The organism is Sphaerospermopsis sp. LEGE 08334 (assembly GCF_015207205.1).
Taxonomy (GTDB): domain Bacteria; phylum Cyanobacteriota; class Cyanobacteriia; order Cyanobacteriales; family Nostocaceae; genus Sphaerospermopsis.
This window is the reverse complement of record NZ_JADEXH010000037.1, coordinates 15,566-28,135: the sequence shown is the minus strand read 5'-3', so window position 1 is coordinate 28,135 and position 12,570 is coordinate 15,566. Positions and strand designations below refer to the sequence as shown.

General features: G+C 36.9%; 13 protein-coding genes and 1 pseudogene. 4 read left to right on the top strand and 10 right to left on the bottom strand.

The window, feature by feature from the left end; translation table 11 throughout:
- Positions 1-46 precede the first annotated feature (46 nt).
- The 4 genes and pseudogenes from IQ237_RS19310 to IQ237_RS19295 all read right to left on the bottom strand — a co-directional run bounded on the left by IQ237_RS19310 (position 47) and on the right by IQ237_RS19295 (position 2,846).
- Positions 47-649: pseudogene (locus IQ237_RS19310) on the bottom strand (DUF4276 family protein).
- A complete protein-coding gene (locus IQ237_RS19305) occupies positions 646-1,797 on the bottom strand; it encodes an AAA family ATPase (protein WP_194058092.1) in 1,152 nt (383 codons plus the stop codon). The pseudogene IQ237_RS19310 and the gene IQ237_RS19305 overlap by 4 nt, the downstream one beginning before the upstream one ends.
- 206 nt (positions 1,798-2,003) lie before the next feature.
- The gene (locus IQ237_RS19300; RefSeq protein ID WP_194058090.1) at positions 2,004-2,534 is read right to left on the bottom strand and encodes a GNAT family N-acetyltransferase; all 531 of its coding nucleotides are present in this window, start codon (positions 2,532-2,534) and stop codon (positions 2,004-2,006) included.
- Positions 2,535-2,846, bottom strand: a complete 312-nt coding sequence (locus IQ237_RS19295; protein WP_194058088.1) for a DUF1778 domain-containing protein — start codon at positions 2,844-2,846, stop codon at positions 2,535-2,537.
- A gap of 168 nt (positions 2,847-3,014) precedes the next feature.
- On the opposite strand from IQ237_RS19295, the gene ggt reads away from it, so the two are divergent.
- Positions 3,015-4,742 (top strand): gamma-glutamyltransferase, encoded by a 1,728-nt coding sequence (ggt, locus tag IQ237_RS19290; RefSeq protein ID WP_194058086.1) that lies wholly within the window; start codon positions 3,015-3,017, stop codon positions 4,740-4,742.
- On the opposite strand, the gene IQ237_RS19285 is transcribed toward ggt, so the two are convergent.
- From IQ237_RS19285 to IQ237_RS19275, 3 genes are all read right to left on the bottom strand, one after another.
- Complete coding sequence (locus IQ237_RS19285) at positions 4,739-4,996, bottom strand: hypothetical protein (protein ID WP_194058084.1); 258 nt, start codon at positions 4,994-4,996, stop codon at positions 4,739-4,741. The genes ggt and IQ237_RS19285 overlap by 4 nt on opposite strands.
- 454 nt (positions 4,997-5,450) lie before the next feature.
- The gene (locus IQ237_RS19280; protein ID WP_194058082.1) at positions 5,451-6,881 is read right to left on the bottom strand and encodes a bifunctional orotidine-5'-phosphate decarboxylase/orotate phosphoribosyltransferase; all 1,431 of its coding nucleotides are present in this window, start codon (positions 6,879-6,881) and stop codon (positions 5,451-5,453) included.
- A 118-nt stretch (positions 6,882-6,999) separates the two neighbouring features.
- Entirely contained in the window at positions 7,000-7,161 is a 162-nt protein-coding gene (locus IQ237_RS19275; RefSeq protein ID WP_194058138.1) for a hypothetical protein, read from the bottom strand.
- A 202-nt stretch (positions 7,162-7,363) separates the two neighbouring features.
- Here IQ237_RS19275 and IQ237_RS19270 point away from each other — a divergent pair, with 202 nt between their 5' ends.
- Positions 7,364-8,164: an Rpn family recombination-promoting nuclease/putative transposase gene (locus IQ237_RS19270; protein WP_194058080.1), complete on the top strand. Its 801-nt coding sequence runs from the start codon at positions 7,364-7,366 to the stop codon at positions 8,162-8,164.
- 62 nt (positions 8,165-8,226) lie between these two features.
- Here IQ237_RS19270 and IQ237_RS19265 read toward each other — a convergent pair whose 3' ends face one another.
- The 3 genes from IQ237_RS19265 to ruvC all read right to left on the bottom strand — a co-directional run bounded on the left by IQ237_RS19265 (position 8,227) and on the right by ruvC (position 10,163).
- Positions 8,227-8,967: a molybdopterin-dependent oxidoreductase gene (locus tag IQ237_RS19265; protein WP_194058078.1), complete on the bottom strand. Its 741-nt coding sequence runs from the start codon at positions 8,965-8,967 to the stop codon at positions 8,227-8,229.
- 67 nt (positions 8,968-9,034) lie between these two features.
- On the bottom strand, positions 9,035-9,628 hold the full coding sequence (locus IQ237_RS19260; RefSeq protein WP_194058076.1) for a cytochrome b/b6 domain-containing protein: 594 nt from the start codon (positions 9,626-9,628) through the stop codon (positions 9,035-9,037).
- 43 nt (positions 9,629-9,671) lie between these two features.
- Positions 9,672-10,163, bottom strand: a complete 492-nt coding sequence (ruvC, locus tag IQ237_RS19255) for a crossover junction endodeoxyribonuclease RuvC (RefSeq protein ID WP_194058074.1) — start codon at positions 10,161-10,163, stop codon at positions 9,672-9,674.
- 303 nt (positions 10,164-10,466) lie between these two features.
- Between ruvC and yvcK the strand changes: the two genes are divergently transcribed.
- Positions 10,467-11,840 carry a gluconeogenesis factor YvcK family protein gene (gene yvcK, locus IQ237_RS19250; protein ID WP_194058072.1) on the top strand — a complete coding sequence of 458 codons (1,374 nt, stop codon included), beginning with the start codon at positions 10,467-10,469 and terminating at the stop codon, positions 11,838-11,840.
- A gap of 116 nt (positions 11,841-11,956) precedes the next feature.
- The gene (tsaE, locus tag IQ237_RS19245) at positions 11,957-12,415 is read left to right on the top strand and encodes a tRNA (adenosine(37)-N6)-threonylcarbamoyltransferase complex ATPase subunit type 1 TsaE (protein ID WP_194058070.1); all 459 of its coding nucleotides are present in this window, start codon (positions 11,957-11,959) and stop codon (positions 12,413-12,415) included.
- Positions 12,416-12,570: the final 155 nt, after the last annotated feature.

The following is a 12,570-nucleotide window of genomic DNA, read 5'->3' as shown; positions in this document are numbered from 1 at the left end:
TAAAAATCTCAACAAAAGCTATTTGCTCATCCTATAATTTCATAATTCATGGAATTAAATCACCCTTACTTAATTCAATAATAGTATTAATAAATGCCTTTAATTCAGGACATTGATTAATAGAAACCATCAAATCTTGATCTTTCAAAATTCTCGCACCATCACGAATTTTATTATAACTAAGTTGACATTTACCTGTTTCAAATACTTCTTTAATTCTATAAGATGGTGGATTTCCATGATTTACCTTTTCTGGTAAACCTCCTGGTGCTGACTTGTTAGATTTTGCTAATTTCTGAATTGTTGACCAATAAGGTAATAACCAAGCTTCAAAATCATGCTGTGCTACATGAGGATAAAAACTAGGATTATTCCCTACCCATTCTTGCATTTTCGCTTTAGCATCTGCCCCATCTTAAAAATCATTAGTTCCTGTATAAACATCAGTTAAAGCAATAACAGCATCATAATCATCTTGATTTAGTAAATTTTCAACGACTCTTTTAAGTTTTTCTCCTTTAGGAATACGACCTTTCTGAGGAATAAACCTAAGTTTGGGCATTTGTGGTAAACGCAATTTGAGAAAATCCGATAGAATTTGCTTAAAAGCTTTCTCTGTTTCACCTTCAACTAAAATAGCTATCTTCATGGACGACCACCCATTAAATTCATTGCCCAAACTTGATCTAAACTATAATCTTCTAACCAATGTTTTAAATTAAAACTATCACCCCAATTCATAGTAGTTAAACCATCTTCTACATCACAAACTAGAACTTCTTTAGGCTCTAAAAATCTTATTAATCTATCTGAATGAGTGGCGACAATTAACTGAGTTCTTTGGGCTGCTTCTCGCATTAAATGAGCCAGTAGTTCCAATAATTCTGGGTGTAAACTAACTTCTGGTTCATCAATAAGAGTAACAGCAGTTAAATCTGGACTTTGTAACAATGTTACTAACCAAATAAACCGCAAAGTTCCTTCAGAAAGTTGGTGCATATAAAGAGGCTTAGAAAAATTTTTATCTTTCCAAGTCATTGTAATAGTTCCTGCTGCTACTGGAGGAAAACTCAATCTTTCAAAATCTGGAAATGCGACAGCAAGGGTATCTTCAATAATTTCAAATCGCTCTGGGTCAGTTTCTCGTAAATAGTACAGACAGGAAACTAAATCTTCACCATTAGCACCCGGCAAAGTTGCAGGACGCATTGACTGTGGTAAACGCACAGGACTTTTAGGAGCAACATTCAATGCACCATAAAATGTACAAGAAGCTAATTGTTTCCGTAGGTGTTCTGGTTCTTGATACATTTTAGGAACTTGAGCCAGAGAAGTTTCCAAAGGATTATGATCCCAATTTGGACGTAATAATTTTTCATCCTCAAAATTGAAATACTTCACATCCAATCCAAATGAATCAATGTGCTTGAATGGTTCTAAAACCAAGGGATTATTTTCAGTTAGTGTTTCCCGCACAATTTCATAAGTGAAACCTTTTAGAGCAACTTCCAGTTGGTAATTAAGTGGTGCATACCCTGGTACACTCATGGACAAAGAAATTGCTATACTATTGGCTCTATCGCGGGTAATAATATCAGGCAGTCCACCTAATTCAGAAATTTTATTTGCTAATTGAGCATTTGCTGATGCTGCTAAAAGTGAAAAAATTTCTAACAAAGAAGTTTTACCTGCACCATTAGCACCAATCATGACTGTCAGAGGACGATTTCGCATATCTATTTGTACATTAAATAAGCGACGGTATCCTTCAATAGTTATACGTTCAAATGAGTTCATAATCTAACTCTTGCCAATAGCCATAAATCAATACTATTTTAGCATTTGACTGATTTTTGTAGTTTTTCAATGTAATAATTACATCATATTTAAAATATCTCTGTTCAAAATCATGCTAAATTTTTAATAAATCTTTGCAAATTTATTTTTTTGTAACTACTTAACCCATCATCAAAATGCCCACCATCACCAAAACCAAAAAACCTCTATGCAAGCATTTTCTCTATTGTATCCATCATCAAAAAGAGCCTGTGATAATAATCAGGAAAGCGAGAAAATTGATAATGCTCATAAAAAGAACGTGCTTGATCATCTTTAGCTTCAACCACAACAGCAAGTGTGGCAATTTCACTTTGCAGACTACGATATAGAGCATCAATTAACAACATTTCGCCCAACCCTTTTTGGCGATGGTTTTGATCTACAGCTAATCTACCTAACAAAGTAGCAGGAAGTAGAGGATATTTTGGCAGTTTTTTAGTTATCTCTATAGGCAATTCTTCTAATTTAATACTTGTTGATGATAGTGTATAAAAACCTGCTATATTTCCAGAACTTTTTTCTACTAAAACAAATGGGGCAGCCATTCGTTTACGTGCATCTTGCCCAGCGTGTTTTTGAAAATAATTATCTAGTTTATCAACACCACAACAGAAGACCGCCCGGTTATGTTTTTTTCCTAGCGGCTCTATTAAATAATGCTTGAAAGCATCAGAACTATCTATTAAATTTTCCACTTATACACCCATATTCTTTTTATAACGTTGAGCAGCAGCCCGTAACTTTTCGCTGGGTTCAGGTGGATTAAGCAGTGCTTCTACAAAAACCTCTTGGTCTTTTCTGCTTAATATCATGATTTCATTTTCTTGAATAACTTGGTTTGCCGCACTGACAAGACTGCTAACTACAAAATCTGTGAGTGTCCTCCCCTGAATATCCGCCGCACGTTGGAACAATTCCTTATTTTCTGGACTGATACGGGCTTCTAATCTTTCTGATTTAGATCGCAAGGATTTTTCTCGGCTGCTTTTAGCTGATGTATGAGTCATGATAGCCTCTACACAAATAACATAGTGTGATAAATTATATGTACGGCAAATGTCCTAACACTATACTAATAGTTTAACCATTTAGCTCGAAAAATGTCAAATATTTTATCGCTCTACTAAAATTAATGATTTTAACCTGTGGTCTAATTAATATCCCCAACCATAAAAATGCCCACCATAACCAAAACCCAAAACCTCATCATCTCCTTCATCTCCTTCACTGCTATCCTCACCACCCAAGCAGTATCAGCCACCATCAGCGTACCTTTAAAAAGCAAAAACGGAATGGTGACATCCGCCAACCCCTTAGCCAGTGAAGCGGGAATTTCCATATTAAAACAAGGCGGAAATGCCGTAGATGCAGCAGTAGCAACCACATTTGCAATTTCCGTTGTTGAACCTTTTTCCGCAGGTATTGGTGGGGGTGGTTTCTTATTATTTCATTCTCAAAAAACAGGGGAAATTAAAGCTTTAGATTTTCGGGAACGCGCTCCTATTAAAGCAACAAAAAATATGTATTTAGATGCTAATGGGAAAGTTATTCCCGGTGCAAGTACCAACGGTTATTTAGCAGTAGCAACACCGGGAACTGTAGCGGGTATGTATGAAGTACATCGTCGTTATGGAAAGTTACCTTGGCAAGAAGTTGTTAAACCATCAATTGCACTGGCTAAAAATGGTTTTATTATCAGTAATAGAGTTTCTTGGCTTTCTTTGTCTCGTTTTCAAGACCGTAAACCGAGAATTATCGACAACCCCGCAGCTAGTAAAATCTTTACTCGCAATGGTGAATATTATCAACCAGGAGAAAGATTAATTCAAACTGATTTAGCTAAAACTTTAACAGCTATTTCTGAAAATCCTCAAAGTTTTTACACCGGAAAAATTGCCAAACTTATAGCTGATGATATGGCTAAAAATGGCGGTTTAATTACTCTGGAAGATTTAAAATCATATAAACCAATTTGGCGAACTCCTGTTTGTGGTAACTTCCGAAAAGTTAAAGTTTGTTCTATGCCACCTCCATCATCAGGAGGTGTTCATTTAATCCAAATGTTAAATATTATTGGTGACACAGACTTAAAATCATTAGGATGGAATCACCCAGACGCGATCCATTTAATGGTAGAAAGTATGAAAATTGCCTATAGCGATCGCGCCAAATATTTAGGTGATCCTGATTTTGTTCAAGTCCCCGTTTCTGAACTAATTAGCAAAAATTACGCCCAAAAACGTCGCCAACAAATTAACATGAATAAAGCGACACCATCAACAGAAATAAAACCAGGACTGAAAACAACAAAAATTCCTGAAAAAACAGAAACCAGCCATTTAAACGTAGTTGACGCAGATAGAAACGCCGTCAGTTTAACCTTCACCATTAACTTAGGTTTTGGTGCGGGAATAGTCATACCAGGAACAGGAATAGTGTTAAATAATGAAATGGATGACTTTGCAGCAGCACCAGGAGTACCTAACGCCTTTGGTTTAGTGGGTAACGAAGCTAACAGCATCACCCCCCGGAAAACACCCCTTTCCAGTATGACACCCACCATCGTCACCGAAAACAACCGCTTGCGTTTAGCCGTCGGTTCTCCCGGTGGTAGCACCATCATCACCCAAGTATTGCAAATAATACTCAACGTTTTGGAATACAAAATGGATGTGGGTGCAGCCGTTTCCGTCCCACGCATACATCACCAGTGGCTACCCGATGTGTTACTTGTCCAGTCTTGGGGTTTAGATGCGTTAACCTTGCAAGACTTACGTCGTCGGGGACACAAAATCAAAGAAACTGCACCTTGGGGTAATGCCAATGCGATCGCAGTTACAGAAAATGATACCTTAGAAGCAGCCGCAGATCCCCGTGGTGAAGGTTTAGCTAGTAGTTATTAATATTGCACGATTGATTCTGCAAAATTATCACTAAACTCATTTGCCCGTGCGCTAGGAACTAATGACCAGCCCGCTTTCAGCAGTTTTTGATAAGTTGCCCAACCCTTAGAACCACCGGGTATTTGATAATCAGGAACAGAAAATTGAGGAAACGCCGTATAAGGCCGCCAAGGTTGACCAGGAGAAGTCTGCAAATGTAAGATTTTTTCACCATCATCACTAGACTTAGATAACCAGCACATTTGTCGTTGCATGGTAAACTCCTTTGCGTTTAGCTTATGTTGGATTAAGACAGGATTATGTTAATACCTGCCTCATTTTTGTGAGAGAAATTATGAGTCTAAAAGATTAGACTAGAGGAATTTGATATTATTAAACTCAGGTAAATTTCTGAATAAAATTGACTCCTATGTGCGGTTTTCCGCGAGAGTAGAAGAAAAACACAGAACAAAAAAGGTTGTTCTCCAAATGTTTTCTTCTAGTACAATATTTTTTTAATGTTAACTATCGTTTTTGTGACTGTATGTAACAAACACTACGATTTTTCCAAAAATCTCCAAAAATCACCCATAAGTTTTTCTGTTCACATATATAAGGATATAGCTAGGGAATAGAGAATAAGATCCCCGACTTCTTTTTAAAAATTGTCAATATACTATAAATTCATGTCAGAAGTCGGGGATCTGGGTGTTGTAATTTACCAAAAAACTAACTTTCCCTAAAAGCTAACAATTGTTCATCATTTATTCTGCCTACTTCGTGTAGAGTAGTCACAATTTCCGAAATAGTTAAAACCGAATGACCACAATAACCATTTGCTTTTAATCTATCTTTGACACCCTTTTCATGGTCAATAAAAACCACAATATCATTAACCTTTAATCCCACAGATTTGATTTTTTCTGCTCCTTCCATCACACTTTTACCACTAATTAAAATATCATCAACCACCGCAATTGTTTCACCAGGATGAAAATTACCTTCAATTACTCGCCGTGTACCATGTGCTTTAACTTCTTTACGAGGAAAAATCATTGGACAATGTAAACGTAAAGATAAACCAGTTGCAGTAGGTAAAGAACCATAGGGAATACCAGCCAACCTATCAAAAGTCAGACCTGTTAAAATTTTCTCATAAGCACTAAGAACCTGATTAAAAACTTGAGGATTAGAAATGATTTTCCGTAAATCAATGTAATAAGGAAAAGTCGCCCCTGAAGCTTGGACAAATTCCCCAAACATAATACAACCAATATCAAAAAGTTGTAAAATCAAATCTTGATGAGGATGTTTATCTTGCACGTCAACATCAGAAAACCAAACTTCACAACTAGAAGCATCATGGATAAATTCACCTCTAAATTCATTAATCTCTCTGCGTAAAGATTGAATTTCCTCAGATAGATTTCCACTTCCTAATATATCTTGAGGAACAGGAATTAATAAACCATCACCACTGCAATTTAAACCTGCTGCCAAAATTTGTTTAATATTACCTTCCCCAGCCCAAATACTCCGTGCCATAATAATTCTTTCCGGAGCAAGAGAACGAATAGATTTTAAAACTTCTGCATTTGTAGTTCCCACTTCTAAACATAATTGTTCAGGAGTTCCCCAAGTTTTTGATTCTTGAACAACCTGTAAATAAAGCGGTGAATTATGAGGATATTGTTGTACAGTAGCAGCACCAGGATTAGAAGTACAACACAAAATAAACACAGCTTTATCAGGATAAACTACAAAAGGTGCAACATGATCCTGACCAGTATAGGGACTAAGAGTAACCGCGTCTACCTGCCATTCTGTAAATATTGAATGGGCGAAAATACTGCTAGTATTTAAATCACTGTGTTTAGCATCTAAAATAATTGGAATATGGGCGGGGATAGAGTTTAACGTTCTGATTAATAACTCTAAACCTGGTACGCCCAAAGCTTGATAAAATCCCAAAGTAGGTTTATAAGCACAAACAAAATCAGCCGTTTCTGCAATCATAAATTGCAACCAACTTTCCAAACCAGTCATCAAATCAGATGATTGATAACGGGCTGGAATCATCTCAGGATTTGGATCAAGTCCCACAAATAGTAAACTTTGATTTTGGGAGATTGCTGTATTTAACTTGTCAAAAAAGTTCATGTTAAGGTTTTTAGGGATTTATTTCTTTATTTTATCTGATTATTCATCAAGTTTGACACACCTACATAAGCGGAAAATAATAAATGTTGGGTTTCGTTCCCTCAACTCAACCTACTTACTAAAGAACTTCAACATCTCTAACAACGTCTAACAACATTTGTAAAAAATCATCAAACTCTGAAAGTTTACCTGTAAATTGAACATCTGATCGACTTTCTATTTCTACCAGTCCTTTGTCTGTTTTAATACTGATAAGACCTATGGAAAATTTAATAGACATATTTTTGCTGTCTGTATTCAGGGATTATACTACTTATTATAAGTATACACAAAAATAGTTAAATATAACTGATAATTCCTAAAAAATTGAGTAGGTTATATTGACACAAAGAAACCCAACATTACCTATTCAAAATGACATAGAATGAGGTTGGGAAAGTAAATAGGAAAAATATCGCTAATCAAATGGGTTTTAAATTCTCATGTATGACAACATCTGCAAATTCTTAGCCGAAAACTTCAAAGATGACTTAGCAACATGGTTACTAGGTTCACCAGTTAAATTAACAGAACTTAGCCCTACAGAATTATCAAACGAACCAATTCGCGCTGATTCATTAATCTTATTACAATCAGATGAATTAGTTCTACATATCGAATTTCAAACCGACACAGATAAAGATATGCCTTTTCGGACATTAGATTATCGAGTTAGGGGATATCGTCGGTTTCCTCATAAAAAAATGCGTCAAATAGTCATCTATTTGCGAAAAACAGGGTCAGAATTAGTCTATGAAAACAACTTCAAATTAGAAAACACTTACCATCAATTTGAGGTTATCCGCTTATGGGAACAACCAACAGAGCAATTTTTGACAGTTCCCGGTTTATTACCCTTCGCGGTGCTGAGTCAGACAAATGATCCTACAATAGTATTAACCAAAGTAGCACAAGCAGTAGAAAGAATCACAGAACAAAGGTTACAAAGAAATATAGCTGCTGCTAGTAGCGTTTTAGCCGGTCTAGTGTTAAACAAAGATGTAATTAAGAAAATATTCAGGAGTGAGATTATGCGCGAATCAGTCATTTATCAAGAAATCCTAGAAGAAGGTAAAGCCGAAGGTAAAGCCGAAGGTAAAGCCGAAGGTAAAGCGGAAACAACCAGAAAGTTAGCTTTAAACTTATTAAGAATGGGAATAATGAGTTTAGCCCAAATTGCTGAAGTCACGGAATTATCTGTTGAGGAAGTGCAAGCTTTACAACAAGAAATTCAGAAATCTTAAATTTTCACAGGGTGTAAAGGATTATCTTTTACACCTAATAATCTTTCTCAACTTAATTTGCACTACAACCCTGCAAACCATTCATAACCTTGATCTTCCCAATAACCTTTAAAAACTGATAACTGGCTAGTTAAAGTCACTCTCGTTACCCATTTACTTTGTTTATAACCAAGTTTAATAGGAGAAGCTAAACGCAAAGGTGCGCCATTTTCAATAGGCAATTTTTCCCCATTTTTTTGATATGCTAACAAAGTTTGCGGATGGGTAGCAGAAGCAATATCCCAACTTTCATAATAACCATCTGCTGATTTAAAATAAGCATATTTAACATTTTCCTGGGGTTGAGCTAAAGCGATTAAATCACGTAAACGAATACCTCCCCATTGTACAATTGCTGCCCAACCTTCAACGCAAACATGACGAATAATCATAGAAGTTAAAGGTAAATTTTGAATTTCTGCCATACTTAAACTCACAGGATTATTGACTTCACCATCAATAATTAACCGAAAATTATCAACATCAATAAGTGGTGTACCACGAAAACTATTAATGATTAAAGCTGCTGGTTGAATTTCACTAGCAGCAAATTCTGGTACAAGTTTTTGAGGTTGAAATATCAATTCTTCAACCTTTTGATTTAAAGGTTCTGAAAGCTTACCTACCAAATCTTCTAATGCTGGTGTACCACAACCACCAAGTAAAAAACCCATGCTGGAAATTCCCGAAATTTGTAAAAATTGGCGGCGCGATAATTGAGGTTTGACGATATGAATGAGGTCTTTTTTATTATTATAATTCATTGGTATCTATTGGATAATCAACAAAAAATATCTGCGTTCATCTGCGTTAAATCATTAATTCAAAAAACTACCAAAACATAGACTCAATTAATTTATCACCTCCGGCTTTTTGTCCTAAACGCCAATGAATAATTACAAATATTATCACCAATGGCACAGAAGCAAAATGCACAATTCTTAATGCTTGCCAATCGCCAAACATATCCACTATCCAGGGAAATTGAGCAGGTTTGTACATTCCGATTCCTGTTAATATTGCTAACAACAATACAGGAATAATAGATGTGTAAATAATCCGATGCCAAGCATAGGTTAAACGCTTAGGATTTTGCGTTTTTTGTAATGCCTGAATGTCATTACTACCGACAAATCTATGTCGCCAACGTCGGGTAATGAAAATGTAAATTCCATAAAATAAAAGATTGAGAGAAAATAGCCACATAGATGCAAAATGCCAGTGTCTACCTCCTGCTAACCAAGCGCCTAATGTGAAAATAGGGGGAATATGTAAACCTGCACGGCCACCAAAGACGGGATTAGCGTTATAAATTTGCAATCCACTGGTAATCATTAAAAACAGGCTCATGATATTAATAGAGTGGAAGATTTTAGCGGCTAGTGCTTGGGTGGGTAATTTTGGGGGTTTTGTGGGAGAATTCATAACAGTAATATTTGGTTTTGAGAAAAATTATTTGTAACTAAAATTACAATTGAAACGCAGCAGTCAAAGCCACCGCTAAAGCATCTGCCGCATCATCAGGCTTAGGCATTTCCTCTAAATCTAACTCCCTCATTACCGCTTCTTGCACTTCTTCCTTATCTGCCTTACCATAATTTGTTAAAGCTTGCTTAATTTGAGGGGGTGCAAACTCTACATAAGGAAGTTTACGTTGCCCCAAAACCAACATTAATACACCCCTAGCCTGTGCAACTAAAATAGTGTTGGCCATACGATAGAAGAATAATTTTTCAATGGCCACTAAATCCGGTTGCAAATCGTCCATTAGGGTGTTTAAATCATCAAATAAAGTAGCTAGTCGCTGACTCATTTCCATATCTGACGACGTGCGAATTACACCAAAATCAAGCATTTTAACAGTTGTATTCTGTACTTTACCTTGACTTTGCTGCCAGGCGATCGCCCCAAATCCCACAATAGCTAAACCCGGATCTAATCCTAAAATTCTTTTTTCCATAAGTTTTGTCTGATTTTCCCTAAATTTCCATAAAATTAACTTTGATTCTCAACTTCTAACACCCGACTCCTACTATACTTAATCTGCACTTTCCGGTTAGCGATCGCCAATCATGAAGAAATAAACACTTTTTGGATTTTGGATTTTGGATTTTGGATTTTGGATTGTTTTTGTGATCTCCAATCTAAAATCTAAAATCTAAAATCTAAAATTTTCCTCCCCAGTCACCAATCACCAATCACCAGTCCCTGTTAGTGTACATTTTCTGCTAAACATTGTTTGTACCACAGTTCCCTATTAAGTATGTCAATCGGTTTTCTTCGACAAGCCCTCAACGCCATACAACTTCAGTCACACAGTCGCACTTCCCACCGGGTTAACCAGTGGTTTAAATGGTTATCTCCTGGAATATCGGTAAAACGCTGGTTTCTAGTCAGTGTAGGGGGTTTCTTATTGGCAAGTTTGGGGTTAGCTATTTGGATTAAGCTAACCCCAATTTTTTGGACATTGGAATTTCTTAAAGGTTTGTTGGGTTTCCTCACCAACATCTTACCCAACTATGTCAGCGGACCTTTGGTGTTGCTGCTGGGTGTGCTGTTGTTATTGTGGGGACAATCCCGTACTGTTGGTTCAATTACAGAGGTTTTAAGACCTCAAGGTGATGAAGAAGAACTGATAGATGTTCTCTTGGCACATCGTCGTTTATACCGTGGTCCAAAAATTGTCGTTATTGGCGGTGGTACTGGACTTTCTACTTTACTCCGGGGCTTAAAAACCTATAGTGCTAATATGACTGCTATTGTCACAGTAGCTGATGATGGTGGTTCTTCTGGTAGGTTGCGGCAGGAATTTGGCGTTTTACCTCCTGGAGATATTCGCAACTGTTTAGCTGCATTAGCAGATGAAGAAAAGTTATTAACTGAATTATTCCAATATCGTTTTCGCGCTGGGGATGGCTTAACAGGCCACAGTTTTGGTAACTTGTTTTTAACTGCCATGACTGATATTACTGGCGACTTAGAAAGGGCAGTTGCGGCCAGTTCCAAAGTCCTGGCTGTGAGGGGACAGGTTTTACCAGCAACCTTGAGTGATGTGCGTCTATGGGCAGAAATGGCAGATGGCCGACGCATTGAAGGTGAATCTAGCATTCCCAAAGCCGGGGGCAAAATTGTCAAAATTGGCTGTATTCCCGAAAATCCCCCCGCCTTACCCGCTGCAATTAAAGCAATTAAAGAAGCTGATTACATTATTATTGGTCCTGGAAGTTTGTATACTAGCTTAATTCCCAATTTATTAGTTCCAGAAATAGCCGATGCGATCGCTGCTACAAAAATTCCCCGCATTTATATTTGCAATATTATGACCCAACCAGGAGAAACAGAGGGCTATACCGTTGCTGAACATATCCAAGCCATTGATCAAGCTGCTGGTGACAGAAAACTTTTTGATGCTGTACTCGTACATCGCAAAACCCCATCAGCCCAAGCATTGATCCGCTACGCCCAACAAAATTCCCATCCCGTTTTCTTAGACAGAGAAGCAGTTACTCAGTTGGGACGGCGCATAGTCCCCGCTAACGTTTTACACGAAGATGAAACTGGTTTTGTCCGTCACGATCCCCAAAAACTAGCTAAGGTGTTATTAAAATGGTACAGTGGAGCGCAACATGGGAAGTAATGGGGACTGGTGACTTGGGACTGGTGACTGGGTAATCAATTTTATTTTTCCCAATTACCAATTACCAATCACCAATCACCAATTACCAATTACCAATTACCAATTACCAATTACCAATGACTACAATCTTTCTTCCAGATATAAAAGCAACACAGCAGTTAGGTATTATTCTAGGGGAAAACCTGACTGCTGGTAATGTGATTTTATTAGAAGGTGACTTGGGTGCGGGTAAAACTAGCTTAGTTCAAGGTATTGGTCAGGGTTTAGGTATCACTGAATCTATTGTGAGTCCTACTTTTACCCTGATTAATGAATACACAGAAGGACGCATCCCTCTTTATCACTTAGATTTGTATCGTTTAGAACCTCAAGAGGTGACAGGCTTAAATTTAGAAAGCTATTGGGAAGGTATAGAAGTAACACCTGGTATTGTTGCTATTGAATGGGCGGAACGAATGCCATATCTACCAGATAGTTATTTAAAGGTATGTTTAACTCATGCTGAAAATGGTACTCGTCAGGCGGATATTACTGCTGTTAATTGTGAATTAAGTATTTTAAGTATTTATATATAAAAAATATCACTTGAAAAGTGTTGAGTTAGATATAAATATCCTTTAGATTATACACCCCTATAATACCACAAAAAGTCAAGATGTCAAGAACCTTGAAAAATCGTTCACTTATTGACAGCATTCTCAATATTATTGCGAATAAACCTTCTCCATTC